The 21477-nt window shown below is 74.0% G+C and carries 18 protein-coding genes; 4 read left to right on the forward strand and 14 right to left on the reverse strand.

Annotated features, from left to right (window positions below):
- The first annotated feature begins 301 nt into the window (after positions 1 to 301).
- Entirely contained in the window at positions 302 to 727 is a 426-nt protein-coding gene (locus LZF96_RS16200) for a CBS domain-containing protein (protein WP_233872378.1), read from the forward strand.
- Between the two features lie 465 nt (positions 728 to 1192).
- Here LZF96_RS16200 and LZF96_RS16205 read toward each other — a convergent pair whose 3' ends face one another.
- From LZF96_RS16205 to LZF96_RS16215, 3 genes are all read right to left on the reverse strand, one after another.
- On the reverse strand, positions 1193 to 2050 hold the full coding sequence (locus LZF96_RS16205; RefSeq protein WP_233872381.1) for a methyltransferase domain-containing protein: 858 nt from the start codon (positions 2048 to 2050) through the stop codon (positions 1193 to 1195).
- A gap of 126 nt (positions 2051 to 2176) precedes the next feature.
- Positions 2177 to 2929 carry a DedA family protein gene (locus LZF96_RS16210; RefSeq protein WP_233872384.1) on the reverse strand — a complete coding sequence of 251 codons (753 nt, stop codon included), beginning with the start codon at positions 2927 to 2929 and terminating at the stop codon, positions 2177 to 2179.
- Between the two features lie 49 nt (positions 2930 to 2978).
- Positions 2979 to 3773 carry an MBL fold metallo-hydrolase gene (locus LZF96_RS16215; protein ID WP_233872387.1) on the reverse strand — a complete coding sequence of 265 codons (795 nt, stop codon included), beginning with the start codon at positions 3771 to 3773 and terminating at the stop codon, positions 2979 to 2981.
- Positions 3774 to 4132: 359 nt separating this feature from the next.
- On the opposite strand from LZF96_RS16215, the gene LZF96_RS16220 reads away from it, so the two are divergent.
- Positions 4133 to 6379, forward strand: coding sequence for a phage holin family protein (locus tag LZF96_RS16220; protein WP_233872390.1), 2247 nt, complete (start codon positions 4133 to 4135; stop codon positions 6377 to 6379).
- A gap of 18 nt (positions 6380 to 6397) precedes the next feature.
- Here the strand turns inward: LZF96_RS16220 and LZF96_RS16225 are convergent, their stop codons facing one another.
- The 5 genes from LZF96_RS16225 to LZF96_RS16245 all read right to left on the reverse strand — a co-directional run bounded on the left by LZF96_RS16225 (position 6398) and on the right by LZF96_RS16245 (position 13735).
- Positions 6398 to 7558 (reverse strand): S1 family peptidase, encoded by a 1161-nt coding sequence (locus LZF96_RS16225; RefSeq protein WP_233872392.1) that lies wholly within the window; start codon positions 7556 to 7558, stop codon positions 6398 to 6400.
- Between the two features lie 461 nt (positions 7559 to 8019).
- Positions 8020 to 8979, reverse strand: coding sequence for a LysR family transcriptional regulator (locus LZF96_RS16230; RefSeq protein WP_233872394.1), 960 nt, complete (start codon positions 8977 to 8979; stop codon positions 8020 to 8022).
- Positions 8980 to 9397: 418 nt separating this feature from the next.
- A complete protein-coding gene (locus LZF96_RS16235) occupies positions 9398 to 10069 on the reverse strand; it encodes a fasciclin domain-containing protein (protein WP_233872395.1) in 672 nt (223 codons plus the stop codon).
- A 331-nt stretch (positions 10070 to 10400) separates the two neighbouring features.
- Positions 10401 to 12116, reverse strand: coding sequence for a molybdopterin-dependent oxidoreductase (locus tag LZF96_RS16240; RefSeq protein ID WP_233872397.1), 1716 nt, complete (start codon positions 12114 to 12116; stop codon positions 10401 to 10403).
- 191 nt (positions 12117 to 12307) lie between these two features.
- Entirely contained in the window at positions 12308 to 13735 is a 1428-nt protein-coding gene (locus tag LZF96_RS16245) for a deoxyribodipyrimidine photo-lyase (protein ID WP_233872400.1), read from the reverse strand.
- A gap of 365 nt (positions 13736 to 14100) precedes the next feature.
- On the opposite strand from LZF96_RS16245, the gene LZF96_RS16250 reads away from it, so the two are divergent.
- Complete coding sequence (locus LZF96_RS16250; RefSeq protein ID WP_233872403.1) at positions 14101 to 14727, forward strand: DUF6328 family protein; 627 nt, start codon at positions 14101 to 14103, stop codon at positions 14725 to 14727.
- Between the two features lie 26 nt (positions 14728 to 14753).
- Here LZF96_RS16250 and LZF96_RS16255 read toward each other — a convergent pair whose 3' ends face one another.
- From LZF96_RS16255 to LZF96_RS16270, 3 genes are all read right to left on the reverse strand, one after another.
- Positions 14754 to 15554, reverse strand: coding sequence for an anti-sigma factor (locus tag LZF96_RS16255; protein WP_308294217.1), 801 nt, complete (start codon positions 15552 to 15554; stop codon positions 14754 to 14756).
- Positions 15551 to 16135, reverse strand: coding sequence for a sigma-70 family RNA polymerase sigma factor (locus LZF96_RS16265; RefSeq protein WP_233872406.1), 585 nt, complete (start codon positions 16133 to 16135; stop codon positions 15551 to 15553). The genes LZF96_RS16255 and LZF96_RS16265 overlap by 4 nt, the downstream gene beginning before the upstream one ends.
- 601 nt (positions 16136 to 16736) lie before the next feature.
- On the reverse strand, positions 16737 to 17570 hold the full coding sequence (locus LZF96_RS16270; protein ID WP_233872409.1) for an aldo/keto reductase: 834 nt from the start codon (positions 17568 to 17570) through the stop codon (positions 16737 to 16739).
- Between the two features lie 166 nt (positions 17571 to 17736).
- On the opposite strand from LZF96_RS16270, the gene LZF96_RS16275 reads away from it, so the two are divergent.
- Complete coding sequence (locus LZF96_RS16275) at positions 17737 to 18813, forward strand: bile acid:sodium symporter family protein (RefSeq protein ID WP_374203256.1); 1077 nt, start codon at positions 17737 to 17739, stop codon at positions 18811 to 18813.
- 33 nt (positions 18814 to 18846) lie between these two features.
- On the opposite strand, the gene fdhD is transcribed toward LZF96_RS16275, so the two are convergent.
- The 3 genes from fdhD to LZF96_RS16290 form a co-directional block, all read right to left on the reverse strand.
- Positions 18847 to 19686, reverse strand: a complete 840-nt coding sequence (gene fdhD, locus LZF96_RS16280) for a formate dehydrogenase accessory sulfurtransferase FdhD (RefSeq protein WP_233872412.1) — start codon at positions 19684 to 19686, stop codon at positions 18847 to 18849.
- A 97-nt stretch (positions 19687 to 19783) separates the two neighbouring features.
- Positions 19784 to 20272, reverse strand: a complete 489-nt coding sequence (locus LZF96_RS16285) for an NAD(P)H-dependent oxidoreductase subunit E (RefSeq protein WP_233872415.1) — start codon at positions 20270 to 20272, stop codon at positions 19784 to 19786.
- Positions 20273 to 20428: 156 nt separating this feature from the next.
- On the reverse strand, positions 20429 to 21373 hold the full coding sequence (locus tag LZF96_RS16290; protein WP_233872418.1) for an alpha/beta hydrolase: 945 nt from the start codon (positions 21371 to 21373) through the stop codon (positions 20429 to 20431).
- Between the last annotated feature and the right edge of the window lie 104 nt (positions 21374 to 21477).

Consider the following 21477-nt stretch of genomic DNA (forward strand, 5'->3'; position numbering starts at 1 on the left):
TGCTCGTCGGTTCGCCGGTCGGAGGAGGTTCCGCCGGGGATGCCGGCGGGTTCCGGCGGCCGTGCCGGGATCGCCCGGAGGTCCGCGGCGCCCCCCGGGGCCGAGGAGTTCCTCCGGTGGGCATCCGGCGCGTATCGGCCCTAGGGTGGACGAAGTGCCCCGGGTGGGGAGTCCGTCGTGTCCCGGCGGTGCCCCGCCCCGTCGGTCCCGGTGCCGGGACGAGGAAGGGCCGGGGAGACCCGCCGGCGCGCGGTCCCGTCCGGGGTGGCAGCACACGAACGAGACCTCCGGGAGGCAGAAGATGACCACCGCCGCCGATATCATGCACGCCGGTGCCCGCTGGATTCCGGCCGGGGAAACCCTCGACCGCGCCGCCCAGTTGATGCGCGAACTCGACGTGGGGGCGCTACCGATCAGCGACAACGACGACCGGATGTGCGGCATCGTCACCGACCGCGACATCGTGGTGAAGTGCGTGGCCGCCGGCCACGACCCCTCCCGGGTGACCTGCGGGGAGTTGGCCGAGGGGACCCCGAGGTGGGTGGGGGCCGAGGCCGATGTGGGGGAGGTGCTCCAGGAGATGACGGAGCATCGCATCCGACGGTTGCCGGTCATCGACGGGGACAAGCGACTGGTCGGCATGATCAGTGAGGCCGACCTCGCCCGTCACCTGAGCGATGATCAGATCGCCGCCTTCTGCGGGCACGTCTACGCCGAGTCGCACTGACCTACCGGGCGGGCCCACCGGCTTCGCGGGAGCCCGGAGTCGGGTGTCACGCCTCCGACGCCCCCACCGGCGCCTCGTGCGCCGGTGGGGGCATCGCGCGGACGGCACGGGAGGAGCGGCCGGTCCGCCGCCCGGGGTTCGGTCCGCGGGACGCGAGGAGGCGGCGCATCCCGGGGCCACGAGCCCCCGCGCCTCCCCACGGGGCCGCCGGCCCGCCGGGTTCGGGGATTCCCCGCTCCGGCCGAATCGTGCCCCCGGCGGTCACCACCGGTCACCGCCGGGACCCCGGCCCTCCGTCCTCCGGCACGCCCGGCGGGCCCGGCGGGCCCGTGTCCGGGCGCCGGTTCCCGAGGTGGTGGTGCGTCTGTGGGGGAACCCTGCCCGCCACCCTGTTGATCGGGCTGCCGGTGGGTGGGTGCCTCGGTTACCGGCACGGTCGTCGTCGAGCCGGCACGGGGAGCGGTGTCACCCCCGGCAGAGCACCTCGCCGTGCAGGACGGCGAACCAGCCGTCCTCCGCGGCGGCCCACTCCCGCCACCCCGCGGCGATCGCCGCCAACTCCTCCTCCGTGGCGTGGCCGCCGGTCACGGCGAGACGGGCGAACCCCGAGGCCGTGCACCGCTCCGCCCACAGCCCGCCCCACCACTCCCGGTCGGCCGGCTCGGCGAAGCACCAGGAGGAGGCCGAGGGAGTGATGTCCGTGAAGCCCGCCTCCCGGGCCCAGCCCCACAGCCTGCGGCCCGCGTCGGGTTCGCCACCGGCCGCCCGGGCGACCCGTCGGTACAGCGCGGCCCACAGTTCGAGGGCGGGCGGGCGCGGCCACCAGGTCATCGCGGCGTAATCGGCGTCGCGGACCGCCACCATCCCGTCGGGTCGGCACAGTCGGCGCATCGCGCGCAGGGCTTCCACCGGATCGCCGAGGTGTTGCAGGACCTGATGGGCGTGCACGACGTCGAAGCCGCCGGTGGGGAGGGCGGAGCTCTCCGGCTCGGTGATGTCGCCGGTCACGAACCGTGCTTTCCCGGCGGCGCCGCCCCGGGCCGTCGCCTCCGCGCGGGCGGTCTCCAGCACGTCGGGGGCCGGATCGATCCCGACCACGTCGCCCGGCGCGACCCGTTCGGCCAGGTCGAGGGTGATGGTGCCCGGCCCGCACCCGACGTCCAGCAGATTCGTGCCCGGCCGCAGGTGGGGCAGCAGGTAAGCCGCCGAGTTCTCCGCCGTCCGCCACCGGTGCGAGCGCAACACCGAGGTGTGATGGCCGTGGGCGTAGACCGCCGTTCGTGCCCCGGCCCCGGGGGCGGGAGCGGGCGTGGACTCGGGCATGGGAGAACCTCCCGGGGAGTCGGATCGGGGTCGGTCGACCCTGCCGGTCAGCTTCTCGGGTGTCTCATTCCTCGAGCAAGATGATTCCGACATGTGGACGGTTGGGGGTCGACGCGCCGCCGGTCGTCACCGGTTCTCGCCGACCGTGCCCGTCTCCGCCCCCGCCGGTGCCCCGGGGGTTTCCGAGGACTTCGGGGACTTCGGCACCCCTCCCCGGGAGTCCGTGCCTCCCGCCCGGTCCCGCCGTCGGCGGACCAGGAACCGACCGGTCCGCGGCACCACCGTCACCAGTACGGCCAGTCCCACCGCGACCGCGACCGCCTGCCAGGTGCTCGGGAAGATCGCGCCCCCGACCAGCCCGATCAACTGGTACGTCGCGGCCCAGGCCAGCACCGCGGGCACCGAACCGCGCAGGTAGTCGCGCAACGGCATCCGGGCCATGATGCAGGCCAGCAGCACCGGCACCCGCCCCGCCGGAACCAGCCGCGAGAGCACCAGCACGGTCGCCCCCCGGCGTTCCAACTGCCGCCGCGAGCGGTCCAACAGTTCCGGCGTCACCTGCTCGCGCAAGCGGTGCCACCACCGACCCGCGCCCCCCGACTCCAGGCCGCGCCGGCCCAGCACGAACAGCAGGGCGTCACCGGCGAACGCCCCGGCGGCGGCGACCACCAATACCAGCAACGAGGACCACAACGGCTGCCCCTCGTGCAGGGCGACCACCGCCGCCGAACTGACCACCGCTCCGGTGGGCACCACCGGTACCAGCGCCCCGATGAAGACCAGCAGGAAGAGCGAGGGGTACCCGAACACGCCCCGGGCCACCTCCTGCGCCGTCCCCGCCGCGGCCGTCACCGCCGCCGTCACCGCTTCCGTATCCACCGCGGGCCCTCTCCTCCGCCCCCCGGCGCCGACGCGCCGAACGTCCCGCTCATCCGCCGTCACCGTTCCCGGGCACCGGCCGGACGCTCTGTCCCGGCGCCAGCAGGTGCACCCGGACCCCCGGGGCCAGCCGCCCCGTGTGCCGCACGAACTCGTCACCCGGCGAGGAGAACTCGTGCGGGCGCACCCCTTCCAGGCCCAGCGGCCAGAAGGTGCCGAAGTGCACCGGCACCGCCGCGGCCGGGGCCAGCAGCGCCGCCACCCGGGCCGCCTCCCGGGCGTCCAGGTGACCGGGGCCCAGGAAGGGGCCCCAGCCGCCGACCGGCAGCAGCGCCGTGTCCACCCGCCCCACCGCTTCCGCCATGCCGGGGAACCATCCGGTGTCCCCGGCGTAGTAGGTGCGCGCGCGGCCCTCGATCACGAATCCCAGCGGTTCGACCCGCAGCCGCGCGCCCGGCCGTCGTCGACCGTCGTGCGCGGCGGGTACCGCGCGCACCCGTACGGTGCCCACCGACAGGCTGTCGCCGGCCGCGACCTCGCGCAGTTCCAACCCGCGCCGCCGCGCCAACCGGCGCAGCGCCGGGACCGCCCGGACGGCTCCCCGGGGCAGTACCACGGTGGTGCCCGGCTCCATCCGCCCCAGGGAGGCCAGGTGCAGGTGGTCGCCGTGCAGGTGCGAGATGACCGCGACGTCCGCGCGGTGGGCGGTGGTGGGCGGGACCGCACCGGTGCGCCGACGCAGCAGGTACAGCCAACGGGGGAAGAGCGGGTCGGTGAGTACGGTCGTGCCCGAGTCCCGCACGCTCGCCGTGGCATGTCCCCACCAGGTGATCTCCACCGCCATTCCCGCTCCCGTCCTCCGGCGGCCGGGTTCCCCCGGGTCCGCCCGCGATCCGTTTCCGCTCGTCGGTCGGCTCCCGACCCGTCGCCCCCGTACCCACCGGGCCGCTCCCCGCACCCGTTCCACCACCGGGTACCGCTTGGTACGGACGGGAACGCCCCTCCCGGCAGCCTACGCGTCGTGCCCCGACGGCCGGGCGGGCCCGGACGCCCGACGGCCCGGACCGCCGTGGCCGGCACCACCGCGTCGGACCCCGGGCGCCCGTTCGACCGGGTGCTTCCGGAAGAATGGCCCGCACCGCGGACCGGACGGACCCGGACCGGACGGTGACAACGGGCGGTATCGACACGAAAGGCGGTTCCGTGCGCGAAGCGGTGCGACGCGGACTGGCGGGGGCCCTGCTGCGCGGGCTCACGGTGTGGGCGGTCGGCACCCTCACCCTCATCGTCCTCGCCGCCCTGCTGCCGCGCCTGCGGCTCCAGCATCCCGAGGACGACTCGCCGACCGGTATGGGGGTCACCGCGGCCCTCGCGGCGGCCGTCTTCGGCGTTCTCGGCGCCCTCATCTGGCCCTGGTTGGTGCGGGCCCTGCTGCTGGTACCCGCCCTGGCGCTGGGCCTGCTGGTCTTCCTCCTCAACGGCTCCCTGCTGTGGTTGGCGCTGACCCTCCTGCCGCAGAACCGGGGAGAGGTCGGCACGGGCACGGCCGTGGTGGTCGCGGCCGTGCTCTCCGCCGCGACCTCGGCGACGGGCACCGGCCTGGCCACCCGGGACCCGCGCGTGTTGCGCCGTCGGTTGCGCCGGATGGCCGGGCTGCGGGGCCGGGACCGCCGGCCGACCGGTTCCGCCGCCGACACGGTGCCCGCCGGGTTCGTCTTCCTCCAGCTCGACGGGGTGGGGCACGAAATTCTGCGCGAGGCGGTGGCGGGTCCCGAGCCGCTGATGCCGACCGTGGCCCGGCTGTGTGCCGACAGCCACCGCGTGCTGCCCTGGCACACCGACTGGCAGAGCCAGACCGGGGCCGCGCAGCTGGGCATCCTGCACGGCAGCAACCACGACGTGCCGGCCTTCCGCTGGTACGAGAAGGAGACCGGCACGCTGATGGTCAGCAACCGGCCCTCCAGCGCGGTGGAGATGCAGCGCCGGGCCCGGGAACGCACCGGCTCCCCCGGCCTGCTGGCCGACGGCGGCGCGAGTCGGGGGAACCTGTTCACCGGCGGTGCCGAGCAGTCGGCGCTGGTGCTGTCGGTGGCCGGCCGACAGTCATTCGGCCGCCGGTCGCGGGCCGGTTACTTCGCGTACTTCTCCGACCCGGCGCACGCGGTGCGCACCGCCGGGTCCTTCGTGGTCGAGGTCGGCCGCGAGGTCGTCCAGGCTCTCCGGTCCAGGGTGCGCGGCGATCACCCGAGGGTGCCCCGGGGTGGCCTCTACCCCTTCGTCCGGGCGTTCGCCACGGTCGTGCAGCGCGATGTGGTGCTCGCCTCCGTCCTGGGCGACGTCCTCACCGGGCGGCGCGCCGTCTACGCCGATCTGGTGGCCTACGACGAGGTCGCCCATCACTCCGGCCCGCGCAGCCCCGATGTCCGGAAGGTGCTGGCCCGCCTGGATCGCTGCGTCGAACTGATCGAACGCGCCATCGAGCACGCCCCGCGCCCCTACCACCTGGTGCTCCTCTCCGACCACGGGCAGAGCCACGGGGAGACCTTCGAGGCGGCCTACGGGATGCGGCTGGAGGCACTGGTCCGCGCCGGCTGCGGTGCCCCGGTCCCCCGGGAGCGGCGACCCCGGCACGAGTCGGGGGCCGAGGCCCTCGGCGCGGTCCGGGTGGCCCTGCACCGCCCCGAGGAGGGAGCCGAAACGGAGCGGGCCGGGCACGTCCGGGCCCGCGCCGCTCGGGGACGGGGGAATCCGCCGGTCACGGCGACCCCCGGTCGGCGATCCCCTACGGTGGGGTCCCCGGGGCCCGTCGCGCCGACCGTGCGGCCGGGCGCCGACCCGGTGGTCCTGGGCTCGGGCAACCTCGGGCTGGTCTCCCTGCCCGATCTGCCGGGTCGGGCCACCCGACAGCGGATCGACGCCGCCCATCCCGCCCTGCTGCCGCTGCTCGCCGGTCACCCGGGCATCGGCTTCGTGCTGGTGGAGGACGAGCGGCACGGCCCCGTGGTGCTCGGGCGAGGGGGCGAGCACCGACTGGTGGACGGGACGATCCTGGGGAACGATCCGCTGGCGCCCTTCGGCCCCCATGCCGCCGGGCGGGTGCTGCGCACCGCGCGCTTCCCGCACGCCCCGGACATCATGGTGAACTCGGCGGTGGACCCGGCGACGGGCGCCGTGCACGCCTTCGAGCAGCAGATCGGTTCGCACGGCGGGCTGGGCGGGGAGCAGTGCCGGGCGTTCCTGCTGGTGCCCCGGGACCTGGGCGACCCGACGGGAGCCGGGGACGGTTCGGAGACCGGGAACACCGGGGAGCTCGTGGGCGCGGAGGCCGTCCACCGGGTCTTCCGGCGGTGGCTGGAGGAGGCCGCCCGGAGCGGCCCGGCGGCGGACGGGAACGCCGACGGCCCGCCGGGCCCCCGTGGAGGGGACCCGGCGGGCCGGGCGGCGAGCTGACCCGGACGGGCCGCCGGGTCAGTTGGTCACGAGGGTCAGACCCCACTGCGACAGCATCGGGTTCACCGGCTGGTGGTAGGTGGTACCACCGGTGCGGCAGTTGCCGGAGCCACCGGAGGTGACGCCCTGCGCCTGCGAGCCGGAGATGAACGAGCCGCCGGAGTCACCGGGCTCGGCGCAGGCCGAGGTCCGGGTCAGACCGCTGACGGTGCCCTGGGGGTAGGTCACCGAGGTGTTGTGCTGCTGGATGGTGCCGCAGCGCCAGCCCGTGGTGGAGCCGGAGCGGCAGATGGAGGAGCCGACCGGCTGCTGGGTGGAGCCGGTGACCCGCACGCCGGTGGTGTTGGAGGTCCGCACCCAGGAGGTGGGGATCCAGTTGCTGTTGACGGAGACCCAGGCCATGTCACGGCTGGGGAAGACCGAGCCCTGGAAGGTGCCCTGGGAGACCCGGTTGTAGCCGGTGGTGGCGTTGCCGACCCGACCGCAGTGACCGGCGGTCACGAAGCCCGGGGTGGTGCCCCGGCGCACCGAGAAACCGACCGAGCAGCGACCGCTGCCGATGTAGTAGGCGTCGCCGCCGATCAGGTCGTAGAAGGTCTGGGGCTGCTCGTCGGACTCGACGATCTCCAGCGCGGAGGCGTCGACACCGTTGGCCTCGGCCCAGTCCGCCGCGGCGGTGGTGTCGGAGGCGTGCACGACCACCTTGTTGGTGGGGACGTCCACGTACCAGAGGGGGGCGTTGTCGGTCGGGTTGACCTCGGCGGCCTCGTCGAGGAGCTCCTTGACGGACTCCAGCTCCGCCAGGCTGTGCTCGACGACCTTCGCCTCGGCCCCGGCGGCGCGGATCTCCGCGGCCTCGGCGCTGTCGCTGGTGGCGACGACCAGGTCGGTGGTGCCCTCGGCCAGCCAGGAACCGGCGTAGCCGTCGAGGTCGGCGCTGAGCTCCTCGTCCAGGACGGCCGCGTCGAGCTCCTCGACGATCCGGACCTTCGCCTCGTCGGCGCTCAGGCCCAGGTCGCGCTGCATGGCCTCGAGCATGCCCTCGGGCAGCTCGGCGGCGGCCTTCTCGGCGCGCTCGGCGAGCGTGGTCTCCTCGGAGGCCATCGCGGGCATCGTGGTCAGGGCCAGGGCGGTGGCCGCCAGCACCGAGCCGATGGCGATACGTCGGTTTCGACGCATGCTGATCTCCCTTGTGTGTGGGGGGGTGTGGGGGTGGTGGTGCGGGAGTTGCGCATGGTGACAGGTGTCGCGGATGAAGCGGGTGATGCCGATCCGTCGTCACCACCGGTGGGGTCGTGGTGGCGACGCGGTGGGATGCGCGGGTGGGGACCGCGCCCCCGATGGGGGTTGTCGCCGGATGGTGGTCCGGACGATCGGCGGCCGCCCCGGGGGGCGCCCGCTGTGGGGGTGTTCCGGTGATGAAGCTAGTGGTAGCGAACCCGGGGTGTGTACCTGCCAATCAATACCTCTTGTGATGCGATGGAAAGTGATCCGACGGTTCCCACGTGGTGTACGGATGGCGGCGGAGGGATGGCCGGACGATGCGGGTCGCCCCTCGCGCGCTCCCGGCGCGTTGGGCACCGTGCCGTGACCACCGCACCCCCGGGTGCGGGAAAAGGGGTACCGGGAGGGACCGCGGGTCAGGAAGCGGTGCCGAAGCGGGCGTGCGCCGCCAACCACTTCGCGTACCGGGGGTTGCGCCCCGCCGCGTCACGGTGCACCTGACGGGCGTGCATCACCACGGCGGGCGCGGCACCGGCGGCGGCCGACGCCGGATGCCAGCCGATGAGATGACGCCAACTCAGGGGCGAGCCCGCCAGGGGAAGGGTGACGACACCGGGGGTCGGCGGGAAGATCGCCCGGCACAGCGCCACCGCCCGACCGAGCTGGACCAGATGCACGCAACCGGAGGTATCCATCTCATAAACAGATGACGGGGCGAAGCCGGCCCGGGCGCAGGCGGCGTAGAAGCAATCCCCGAAACAACCGTCCCCGGGGGCGTCCACCCACTGCTCGCCCGCGAGGCGCTCCAACTCCACCTCCGACTCCTCCGCGAGGGGGTGGTTCTCGGACAGCATGACGAAGATCGGGTCCCGGGCCACGGTCCGCCACACCAGTTGGTCGGCGGCCGGGGGACTGGACTCGCCGCAGGTCCCGACCAGGGTGAAGTCCAGCCGGCCGGAGACCACCAGCTCGCTCAGCTCCTCCACCGACCAGCTGGTGAGGGTGGAGATCGTGGCGTGCGGATGGAGGACGGAGAGCTGGTCCACCAGCCCGCCCAGCAGGGGGCCGTGGGTCCCGCCGAGGCGGAACCGGGGGAGGTCCTCGAGGGTGTTGGCGAAGCGGACGGCCTGTTCCTGCAATTCGCGCATGGCGGGCAACAGGACCCGGGCGCGGTCCAGAACCAGCTCGCCCAGGGGTGTGGGGCGTGCCCCGTGCCGGCCGCGCTCGAACAACGGACCGCCCAGCGCCCTTTCTATTCGCTTGAGTTGGGCACTGAGCGCCGACTGTGCCAATCCGAGCGACGTGGCGGCGCGGGTGAGACTGCCGGCCTCGTCTATCGCCCGGATGATCTTGAGGTGACGCAACTCCAGATCCATAACACGACGCTATGGGTCGAGGGCTCGACAGGGCAAGCACGAGGCCCCCGCGGACGGTGTCCGGGCCGACTTTCCCCGATGGGCGGCCCGTCACGGGTCTCTCCCGGGTCTCCTGCCGCGGAACGCCCCGGTGAGGGGCCACCGTGAGGGCGACCCCTCACCGGGGCGGAGCACCACAACGGAACGCGCCGGCCGCGTCCTCCGGGCGGGGGAGGGGGCGACCGGCGCGATCCCGGCCCACCGCCGGCGCCCGCGCGGGCGGCCGACGGCGGTGGGGTGACCCGGTGCCGTGCGGTTGCCGCGGGGGTGGATGACCGGGCGGCACCGGGGGTGCGTCCGGGCCGGGGCCCGGGGTTCCGGTGTCGGTGCTCCATCCGACGGGAGCGGGCGGGGCACCGACGGGTCCGGCGGAGCCGGATCAGGGCATCAGGACCTCGTCGATCAGGTAGACGGTGGCGTTCTCGGTCTGGACGTTGCCGCAGACCACGTTGGCCTCGTTGACGGTGTACTCCTCGCCGGAGCCGGAGACGGTGATCTCCTCGCCCTGGAGAGTCTCGTAGGTGTCGTCCTCCAGGTCTTCCGGCGCCAGCCGCTGGTCCACCACGTGGTAGGTGAGCACGGAGTTCAACTGCTCCTGGTCGGCGAGGAGGGCGTTGAGGTCCTCCTCCGGGATGGCCTCGAATGCCTCGTTGATCGGGGCGAAGACGGTGATGTCCTCGGCGCCGTTCAGGGTGTCGACCAGACCGGCCTCGGTCAGGGCGCTGACCAGGGTGGAGAGCTCGGGGTTGTTGGAGGCGGCGGTGGCCACCGGCTCCCGGGCCATCCCCTCGAAGCTGCCGTCGCCCTCCTCGGGGACGGCGGCGCAACCCGGGCCGAACGGCGCGGCGGCGCCGGCCATGCCCTCGTCCATGCTCTCCTCGGCGGGCTCCTCGGTGCCCTCGTCCGTGTCGTCGGTGCCGACGGCGCCGGTCTCCTCCTGCGCGGTGTCGTTCGTGGTGTCCGCGTCGTCGCTGCCGCAGGCGGTCAGGGACAGCGGCAGCATCGCGGCGGTGACGACGGCGATGGCGGTGCGACGCATACGGGTGTTCATGGGAAACGAACTCCTGGAATCGGGGGACCCGGACGGGTCCCGCGGGGCTTGTCGTGACGGAAGGTCCGAAGGTGACGTATCGGCAGGTACCAGTACCTACCAGTGTTTCCGCTGTGATTGCCGCATCTTCGGGTGCGGCGGAGGTGTCGGCATCTTTCGGGGTAATCGAGACGAATACTGTCGATCGAAATTGATCGGATGCGGCTCGGGAGTGATCCGAACCCGTCAGCCGGGTGGGGCGTTCCGATGCCCGGCCCGGGGGCCGTTCCCCGGGATGACCCCGCGTGATCGGAGTGCGATCCGGGAGCCTCCCCGCCCCTCGCGGCGGGACTCATTCCACGGTGACCACCACCGAGTGCCAACCCGAGGCACCGTCGGGGGAGATCCCGACGCGCTCCGGGGTCTGGGTGTCGCCGGTGCCGTCGGTCGCCCGCACCTCCAGACGGTGGGAGCCGGGTTCGGCCCGCCACTCGACGAACCATTGGCGCCAGGTGTCGGTGTGCGGCACATCGGCCGTCACCGCCTCCTGCCAGGGGCCGTCGTCCACCCGCACCTCGACCCGTTCGATCCCACGGGTTTGGGCCCAGGCGACCCCGGCCACCGCGACCGTCCCCGCCCCCACCCGCGCGAAGGGGCGCGGGGTGTCGATCCGGGACTGGGTCTTGATCGGTGCCTCGGCCGCCCATTGCCGGCGCACCCAGTAGGCGTCGACCTCCGCGAAGGTGGTCAGCTCCAACTCCTCCAGCCACTTGCAGGCCGAGACGTAGCCGTACAGTCCCGGGACCACCATCCGGACCGGGAAACCGTTGCGGAAGGGCAGCGGTTCGCCGTTCATGCCGACCGCCAGCAGGGCCTCCCGACCGTCCAGAACGGCCTCCACCGGGGTGCCGATGGTCATGCCGTCCACGGAGCGGGAGATCAACTGGTCGGCCGGCCCACCCTCGGAGGGGGCGCGGACGCCCGCTTCCCGCAGCAGCTCGGCCAGCCGCACCCCGATCCAGCGGGCGTTACCGGTGTAGGGGCCGCCGACCTCGTTGGAGACGCAGGTCAGCGTGATGTCCCGCTCCACCAGCTCGCGCCGGAGCAGGTTGCGGTAATCCAGCGTCACCTCCCGCGACATCCCGAGCCCGTGCAGCCGCAGCCGCCAGGTCGTCGCGTCCACCCGGGGCACCGTCAGGGCGGTGTCCACGCGATAGAAGTCACGATTCGGGGTGATGAAGGGGGTCAGGCCCGTCACCGGCGGATCGATCCCCGCCGGCAGGGGACCCGCCGGCAGGTCGGGGGCGGGCAGTGAGACCGCATCGCGCGCCGCCTCCGCCTCCGCCGCGCCGGAGTCGGACAGCCGCCGACCCAGCAGCCCCGCCCCCGCCGAGGCGGCGGCGGTGACCGAGGCCGCGGCCAGGAAGCCGCGCCGGTCGAACTCCGCCGCGCCCGTGGAAGCCGCCGCCCCGGCCGGTCCGGTCCGTGGCCCGATCGGGGCGGCACCCTCCTCCCGGACCGGTGTCCACGGCGACGCCCCGGTCGGTGCCGGGACGGAACCGGCTCCACCGACCGGCCGCAGCCGACCGGAGAGCCACCACAGCGCTCCGGCCCCGGCCACGCCCGCCACCAGCGAGGGGACGGTGTCGGAGAGAGTCGAGGCGGGACGCGAGAGGGCGATCACGGCCACCGCCGCGCCGAACAGGAAGGCGCCGAGGACGGCCGGCACCCGCCGGCGGGAGGACAACAGCCCCAGCCCGACGGCACAGCCGATGAGAACGACCACCACCCCGAGTTGCAGCACCACCTTGTCGGCGGCGCCGAAGGTGGCGATCGCCCACTCCTTCACGGGCGCCGGGGTGGAGTCGATGACGGCCCCACCGACGACCGTGACGGGGCGGGCCCCGGGCCGCAGGAGGCCGGCGCACAGCTCGCCGGCCCCCAACGCGGCACCGGTCGCGAGCGGTCCGCTCAGGGCCCCCGCCGCGCGGCGGACCCCCGGCCGAACCCCGGTCGCGGGGACGGGGGTCGGGCCGGGGGTGCTTCCCGCCGTGCGGTGTGCGGTCATGCCCTTTGTTCGGTGCCGGACCGCCGGCGGATGGGTCCCTCATCCGAAAGAGTGAAAAATTCCGGCGTGCGACCTTCCGACCCCCGGTCGGAACAGCTTTCCCCCCTCCTCCTCGCGGGGAAAGCCCCGGCACGGGGACCCGAGTCGGGAGAACCCCGGTCCGGCTCCCGGCGGGGCGCGACCGGCCGGGCTCAGCCCCGGTGCCGGGCCCGCTCGAACCGATCCCGGGCCGACGCCAGATCCACGATCGGGTCCGGATAATCCCCGACCCGCGCCCGATCCAGCCCCTCGAGCTTCCAGGGCCGGTGCACGGCTGCCCCCTCCACCCCGGCGAGTTCGGGGATCCACCGACGGACGTACGTCCCGTCCGGATCGAACCGCCCGGCCTGGGCCGGCGGATTGAGCACCCGGTTGGGACGGGTGTCGGTGCCGGTGCCCGCGATCCACTGCCAGTTCATCTGGTTGTTGGCGATGTCGCCGTCCACCAGCAGGGACAGGAAGTGCTCGGCGCCCACCCGCCAGTCCACGTAGAGGGTCTTGGTCAGGAAGCTGCCCACCAACAGGCGCCCGCGGTTGTGCATCCATCCCTCGACGGCCAACTGCCGCATCGCGGCGTCCACGATCGGATAGCCGGTACGCCCCTCGCGCCAGGCGGCCACCTCCTCGGCCGCCTCCCCGTCGGCGGACCGCCACCGGTCCTCCCGACCCCGGTAGTCCCGCCGCGAGCACTCCGGGCGGGCGGCCAGCACCTGATGGTGGAAATCGCGCCAGGCCACCTGGCGGACGAACGCCTCCGCCCCGGCGCCGCCCACCCGGCGCGACCGCCGCACCAGCTCCACCGGGGAGACGCATCCGAAGTGCAGATAGGGGGAGAGCCGGGAGGTGCCGTCGCCGGCCAGGTCGTCGTGCCGGTCGGGGTAGTCGGCGACGCCGGCCTCCAGCCACCGTTCCATCCGGCGCCGACCCTCCCCCTCGCCGCCCCGGGGCAGCTCGGGCGATACGCCGGGGATGTCCTTCGCGGCACCCGGCTCCTCCCCCTCGATCCCCTCCGGCACCGGCACCCGGCGCGGCGCCGGCCGTTCCTCCCGCAGCCCCACCCGCTCCCACTGCCGGTGATAGGGGGTGAAGACGGCGAAGTGGTCTCCCCCCGAGGGAGTGACCCAACCGGGCGGCACGACGGTGGTCACGGCGTCATGGACCACCAGCTCGCGTCCGTCTCGCTCCAGCGCCCGGCGCAGCCGCCGCTCGCGATCGGCGGCGTACCGGCTGACCCCGGCCGCGAGGTGCACCCGTCGGGCACCGGTCTCGGCGGCGACCCGGCACACCTCCTCCACCACGGCACCGGAACGGATCACCAGGCGCCCGCCGCGCTCGCGCAGCGCGGAGTCGAGGTCGGCCAGGCAGTCGGCGAGGAAGGCCCGGCGATTGGGGGCGTCGAACCCGGTGGCTTCGACGCCGGTGTCGCGAACGAACAGGGGGATCACCGCCCCGGAACGACCGGCGTCGGCCAGCGCCGCGTCCAGCACGGGGTGGTCGTGGACGCGCAGGTCGGAGGTGAACAGGGCCACCGCCTCCGCCGCGCGCCCCATCTCCCCGGCCCGCTCTCCGTTCGCTGTCATGCCGGCACTCTCCTCCCGCGCCCCGGCGGCCGGGGCGCATCCGTCGATCGATCACAACGGATTCCGCCGGTTCCGGCTCCCCGGATGCGTCCATCGGGGAGCGCTCGTCGTGACGAAGGGGCGTGCGTTGGGACGCGAGCGTCCGGGGAGAGCGGCTCATCGGGCGCTCGGGCCATGGGATGACCGGGCCACCGGGTGATCGGATCGATGGGGGACCCGGCGGCGCGCCGGGTGTCGGGGTGTCGGGGTGTCGGGGTGTCGGGGTGTCGGGGTGTCGCATCGGCCGGTCTCACCTGTCCGGAGTACCGTCGAACGGAGTGGCGATTCGAGCGCGTGGGCGCGGGACGCGGAGGTGACGGCGGGCCGTGGGCAGGGCACACGAGGGTACGCGCGGGAGGCCGCCGAAAGCCGTCGCGGGATGGGGCCGGGACGAGACGGAGGAGGAGCGGGCCGATCGCCGCTGGAACGAACTCCTCCAGGAGGTCCGGGTCGCCCAGACCGGTGGTCAGGTCCTCCTCGCCTTCCTCCTGGGGGCCGCCTTCGCCCCCCGCTTCGAGGAGCTGACCACCCCCGAGGTGCACCTGTACGTACTCACCGTGATGCTCGGCGCCGCCTCCACCGGGGCGCTGATCGGTCCGGTGACCCTGCACCGGTTCGTGACCGGACGACGGCTCAAACCGGAGACCGTCGACCTGGCCTCGATCCTCACCGTGATCGGTCTGTTCCTGCTGCTGTGCACCGTCACCTGCGCGATGCTGCTGATCACGTTGTTGGTGCTGCAGAGCGGGACGGCCTACTGGCTCGTCCTCGGCCTGTTCGTCTGGTTCGTGCTGTGCTGGTTCGCGCTGCCGCTCTACGCCCTGTGGCGGCAGCGGCACTCCCGACGGCCCGACGGGGACGCCGACCGGGGTGGCGACGGGGACGGGAACGGTGACGAAGCCGGGGGAGCCGGTCGTGACCCTCTCGCCCGTCCCGCCGACCCGGGCTCCTGACCGGTCCCCGCCCCGCGCCCGGCGGCTCATCCCCCCGCGTCGCCCGGTGGGGGGAAGGCCATCGCCGCCAACGGCTCCGAGGTCGGCTCCGGCGAGCCACCGGCCGGCTCCAGGGTGATCCCCATGCCGACCGCCCCGTCCGGCGACCCCCGCATCACCACCGCCTCCGTGCCCGGCCCGGCCGCCGGATCCATCAGACCGGCCGGTCGCATGGTCCCGGCGTCGTCGAACCACAACTGGTAGGTCATGCCGTCCGGCGCCGGGGGCATCCCGGTCGAGACGAACACGGCACGGTCCTCGGTCGCCGAGAGCACCACCGTGCCGGTGGCGCCCTCCACCAGCTCACCGGAGACGGCCAGCGCGTCCGGTGCGGCGAGTACCGCCAGCACCTCCGACATCCCCTCGCCGGACTCCAGCAGCCGTTCGGCCTCCACCGCCCGCTCCCGCGCGAGGTCCGCCTCCCGGTACTGCCACACCGCCGTCCCACCGCCCAGCAGGGCCGCGGCCAGGCAGGCCGCCAGGACCCACCGCGGCGAACGCCCCCCGCGCCCCGCGCCCCGGCCGGTTCCGGCGCGGTCCCCCACCGGTACCGCCGGCGGATCCTGCCGCACGGTGCCGATCCGCCGCAGCACCTCCGCGCGCATCGTCACCGGCGGGGAGACGGCGACCGCGCCCCCCAGCCGTCCGGCGGTGGCGGCCAACTCGGACACCTCCACGGCGCACGCCTCACAATCGGCCAGGTGCCGCTCGAAGTCCTCCCGCTCGGCGGGTGGGAGGGCGTGCAGGACGTAGGCCCCGGTGAGGGTGTGCGGGTCGGCGGCGTTCACGCGGTCACCCCCAGGCAGTCGCGCAACCGGATCAGGCCGTCGCGCAGGCGGGTCTTCACCGTGCCCAGCGGAAGCGCCAGGAGCTCGGCCACCTCACGGTAGGTCAGCCCCCGGTAGTAGGCCAGGGTCACCGACTGCCGCTGCACCTCGGTGAGCCCGCGCAGGCAGCGCCGCACCTGCTCGCGCTCCAGGCGGTGTTCCACCTGCTCGGCGACCTCGTCGTAGGCGGGGGTGTGGTCCAGCAGGGCGGCCCGGTGCTCCCGATCGGTGGCCGCCTGCGCCGACCGCACCCGGTCCACGGCCCGTCGGTGCGCCAGGGTCATCACCCAGGCCATGGCGCTCCCGCGCTCGGGCCGGTACCGGGCGGCGCCGCGCCACACCTCCACCAACACCTCCTGCGCCACCTCCTCGGACTGCGCGGGGTCCCGCAGGACGCTGCGCACCAGCCCCAGCACCGGTCCCGCCACCAGGTCGTAGACGCCCTCGAACGCCTCCCGGTCACCCCGTGACACCCGTCCCAGCAGCTCGCCGAGATCGGCCGGCGCCGGGGAGGACCCGCCGATCCGCGCCGGCTGCCTCACGACCCCCGGCCTTTCCGGACCGGAGTGGCGGGGGTCCGCCCGGCAGCGGCCGGCAGCGGCCGGGCGGGAGGGGGAACGGGTGCCGGCATGGGTCCTCCGGATGGGGGCCGGCGCGCCGGGTTCGGAGCGGCCGGGACGAACGTTCTGGACGGTCGGTACCGGAGATCCGGGCGGGGCGGAGCGGGCCACGCCCGGCCCCGGGACCGGTACACGGGTGATTCGGAGCCGGGACCCCGGCGGATTGGAGCGGATTCCGCGCGGGTGTCGGACGGGCCCGCGGACGGCTCGGCGGACACGGGCCGGTGGGCCTCCGGCGGGTCCGCCGGAACGGGCCCGGGAACGCTACCGCGGGACGGCGCCCCCGCCGCGACCTCCGATCGGGAAACGACCGGAGACGTCGGAGAACCCCCGAAAGCGATCGAGGAGCCACCCGGAACCGTCGGGGAACGACGGACGCGGACACGGTTCCGGGGCCCCGGAACGCGCCGCGGCCCCGACCCTCGCGTGGCGCGGGAACCGGGGCCGCGGCGTCCGCCCGGAAAGGGAGCGGACCCGGGGGTCGTATCGACGGGGAGCGGGATCCGCCGGCGGGACCGCCGGATCAGCGGTTGTTGAACTCGTCCGGGTCCGGACCCAGCCGACGGCCGTTGTCCAGGCCGGCCAGCGCCGTCATGTCCTCGTCGTCCAGGTCGAACCCGAAGAGGTCGAAGTTCTCCTCGATCCGCGAGGGGGTCACCGACTTCGGGATGACCACGTTGCCCAGCCGCAGGTGCCAGCGCAGCACCGCCCGGGCCGGGGTGACATCGTGCTTCTCGGCGATCGACACCAGCGTCGGGTCCTCCAGCAGACCCTTGCCCTGCCCCAGCGGGGACCACGCCTCGGTGACGATGTCGTGCTCGGCGTGGAAGGCGCGGGCCTCGGCCTGCGGCAGGTTCGGGTGCAGCTCGATCTGGTTGAGCGCGGGCACGACCTCGGTCTCGTCCAACAGCCGGCGCAGGTGCGGCGGCTTGAAGTTCGACACGCCGATGGCGCGGGCCCGGCCCTCGGAGTGGATCTTCTCCAGCGCCCGCCAGCTCTCGACGTACAGGTCCACCGCCGGGAGCGGCCAGTGGATCAGGTACAGGTCGATGTGGTCCAGGCCCAGACGTTCCAGCGAGGCGTCGAAGGCGCGCAGCGCCGCGTCGTAGCCGTGGTCGCCGTTCCAGAGCTTGGTGGTCACGAAGATCTCGTCACGGGGGATGCCGGACTCGGCGATGGCGCGCCCGGTACCCTCCTCGTTGCCGTAGGCGGCCGCGGTGTCGATGCCGCGGTACCCCACCTCCAGCGCCTTGCCCACCGTGGCGGTGGCCTCGTCGTTCGACACCTGCCAGACGCCGAAGCCCAATCGGGGCATCTCGACGCCGTTGTTGAGAGTCACATGCGGGACGCTGCTCACGTGCGATTGAGTCCTTACTCCGTGTGATGGCGGCTCGGATCGTGTGTTCGGGTGGGTTTCCCTACCCATCCCCGCTCCAACGATGACGGTCACCCCCGCATTCCCGTCGCACCCCGGGCGGTTCCCCGGCACCCCACCGGAACCGTCACCCGAGCGGCGGGACACAATGGCCGCCGTGCACGGACTGCGACGGATGACCCGCCGGCTCGACCCCTATCTGATGCTCCTGATGGGAACGGTCGCGCTGGCCGCCGTCCTGCCGGCCACCGGTCCGGCCGCGACGGCGGCCGACGTGTCGGCCACCGGCGCCATCGCCCTGCTGTTCTTCCTCTACGGCGCCCGGCTGTCCACCGCCGAGGCACTGGCCGGGATGCGCCACTGGCGTCTGCACCTGACCATCCTGGGCTGCACCTTCGTCCTCTATCCGCTGTTGGGCCTGGCCGCCCGCCCGCTGGGCGACCTGTTGCTCACCCCCGAGCTGTACGCCGGGCTGCTCTTCCTGTGCCTGGTGCCCTCCACGGTCCAGTCCTCCATCGCCTTCACCGCCATCGCCCGGGGCAACGTCGCCGGCGCGATCGCCGCCGGGTCCTTCTCCAGCCTGATCGGAGTGTTCCTCACGCCGGTGCTGGTGGCGCTGCTGATGGGTGGCCTCGGGGGCGCCGCGCTCTCCGGGGGCCTGGACGCCGACGCCCTGCTGCGGATCGGCGGCCAACTGCTCCTGCCCTTCCTGCTCGGTCAACTCCTGCGCCGCTTCATCGGCGGCTTCGTGACCCGGCACCGGGCGGTGCTCTCCCTGGTGGACCGGGGGTCCATCCTCATCGTGGTCTACGCCGCCTTCAGCCGCGGCATGGAGGAGGACATCTGGAGCCGGGTGAGCTGGCGGCGACTGCTCGCGCTGGGAGCGATCGAGGTGGTGCTGCTGGCGCTCATGCTGGTGATCACCGTGTACGGCTCGCGTCGGTTGGGCTTCACCCGCGGGGACCGGGTGGCGATCGTCTTCGCCGGGTCCAAGAAGTCGTTGGCCGCCGGGCTGCCGATGGCCGGGGTGTTGTTCGGTCCGCAGACGGCGATGGCGGTACTGCCGCTGATGCTCTTCCACCAGATGCAACTGGTGGTCTGCGCCGTGTTGGCCCGCCGCTGGGGGCGGGAGGAGGAGCCGCGACCGGTGGGGGAGGGGCCCCCGCCGGGCCCGGGTGACGGTTCCGGGGCCCACCGCGCCGCGCCGGGGGACGGTCCGTCCTGAGGACGGCCGGCGACCCCCGCCGTCCGCCGCGCGTCACCCGGCCGGGAGCACCACCCGCTCGGCCCCCGCGTAGATGTTCATCGACCCGCCGCGCAGGAAGCCGACCAGCGTCAGGCCCGTTTCCAGGGCCAGGTCCACCGCGAGCGAGGACGGCGCCGAGACCGCCGCCAGGATCGGGATGCCGGCCATCACGGCCTTCTGGACCAGCTCGAAGGAGGCACGTCCGGAGACCAGCAGCACCGTGCCGTCCAACGGCAGTCGCCCCGCCTGCAGGGCGCGCCCGACCACCTTGTCCACGGCGTTGTGCCGACCCACGTCCTCCCGCACGTCGATCGTGGTGCCGTCGCCGGTGAACAGGCCGGCCGCGTGGAGGCCCCCGGTGCGTGAGAAGACCCGCTGCGCCGCCCGTAGCCGATCCGGCAGCGAACCCAGCAGCGCGGGGTCCACCAGGGGGCCGGAGGCCAGGGTGTACCGGGCGGTGGTGCGTACCGCCTCGAGTTCGGTCCGGCCGCAGATGCCGCAGGCGGAGGTGGTGGTGACCCGGCGCTCCAGCGACGCGACCGGCGGGGCCACCCCGGGGGCCGGGACGACGTCCACCACGTTGTAGGAGTTGCCCGCCTCCGGGTCGGAGCGGTCGCGCCCGCCGCAGTAGACCACCCGGCTCACCTCCCCGGCCTCGGCGATCACGCCCTCGGCGACCAGGAAGCCGCAGGCGAGGGCGAAGTCGTCACCCGGGGTGCGCATGGTGACCGCCAGTCGCCTGCCGGCGACCCGGATCTCCAGGGGTTCCTCCACCGTCAGGGTGTCGGGCCGCTCGTCGACGCGGCCGTCCCGCACCCGCAGTACCCGGCGTCGATCGGTGACCCGTCCCATGTCGTGCTCCGTTCCTCGTGTCCGCGGGGCGCCGCTCGCGACTCCCGGCCCCGGTGCCATCGTCCCACCGACGGGAGGGCCGGGGACCGGTCGGTGGTCAGCCCCGGCGCCCGCCGCGCTTCCGCCGCCCGCCCGTTCCCCGACCGGACCGTTTCGGGGTGGGGGCGGGGTCGCCGGGCGGCACCTCGTGCAGGCTCAGGGCCGCCGGGGGCTCGGCGAGTCCCGGGCCCCCGGCGGCCACCCACTCCAGCACCTCCTCGGTGCTCTCGGGCGCGTTGACCCATCCCAGCCACACCGGTCGGCCGCCGCGTCGGCGTCCCTCGGATGAGGGGTTGACCACGAGGACGTTGGCCTTGCCGCAGGGGCCGAGGCAGTCGCTGACCCGTATCCGCAACCGGCCCGCCGAGGCGACCTCCGCCTCCCGCAGCCGGAGCAGTTGGTCGGCGTGGTCGGTTCCGGGGTTCTTGCCCGTGTTCCCGCAGCAGCATCCCCGGCAGATCACCACCGAACAGGGACGTTCGCCCCGGGGGGAGAGGAGGGGGCCCGTGATCGGGGCGCGGTCGGGGCGGGGCGGGACCGGTGACATGTCGGTGATCCTGCCGGCCCGCCCCCGGTCCGATCCGACCCGGGGTGCGGAAGAGTCGGGCGAGTCGGGAACGCGCGGGGCCGGCGGCCCGCCCCGTGGGGGCGGACCGCCGGCCGGTGGTGCGGACCGGTGCCGCGAGCGGCACCCGGGGGGACGTCAGCGCGGGCAGTTGCCGCGGATGTCCGAGATGGCGCGCTCGTTGGGCAGCGGGCACAGGAACTGGTCGTAGCGGGTGTCGTCGTCCACGAACCGCTTCAGCCAGGAGATGCTGTACTTCGCGATGGTGGTGTTGGAGACGTTGGGCGCGAAGTGCGAGGCGCCGTCCAACTCGACGTACATGCGGTCGGTCGAGGAGGACAGACTGGTGTAGAACGGGATCGAGTGGGAGCGCACGGAGGCGACGCTGTCGTTCTCGGCGCCCACGATCAGGGTCGGGGTGGTGACCCGGCTCCAGTTCTTCGTGAGGTTCCACGGGGTCAGCGGGATCGACGCCTTCAGCGAGGGCCGGGAGATGGTGGCCTCCAGGGCGCCACCGCCACCCATCGAGTGGCCCATGACCGCCAGGCGGTTGGAGTCCACGCGGTGCCGCTCGGAGCTGCGCTCGGTCAGGTAGTCCAGCGCGGCCAGCAGTTGACGACCGCGCGAGGAGGGCTGGTCGAGGCGGGTGTTGGTGTCGATGACGAACACCACGAAGCCCTGGGAGGCGATGCGCGGCCCCAGCCAGTCCATGGTGGAGGAGGAGGCCGTGTACCCCGGGGCGACCGCGACGCCGCCGAAGGTGCCGTCGCTGGTGGTGGTCGGGTAGTAGATGGTTCCGCCGCCGAAGCCGGAGGCGAAGGAGGAGACCCTGGTGGTCGAGGTCCGGTAGTGACCGGTGCGGGCCTCGATGCTCGAGACCGTGGGGTTGGGCCCGCGCTGGAACTGGCTCTGGGCGGAGACGTCGGTCGTCTGCGCGGTCTCGCCGGCCATCGCGGCGGGGACGGCGACCCCGGCCCCACCGATGGCGAAGAGGGCCGCGACACCCAGCGAGAGGATGCGGCGACGGGACGTGCGCTTGTGCCGGCCGGTGGTGCGCTCGGCTTCGTTCGAATGCGGCTCCATCGAACTCGTGTCTCCCTGGTGTGTGTGGGGGGTGGACACGGTCATGGTTCAGCCGCGGGGCGGATCCGCGCATCGGCGAAACCACCGGTGTTCGCCGGCGGGGT

It is taken from the genome of Streptomyces sp. ST2-7A, from assembly GCF_021390475.1.
Lineage (GTDB): Bacteria > Actinomycetota > Actinomycetes > Streptomycetales > Streptomycetaceae > Streptomyces.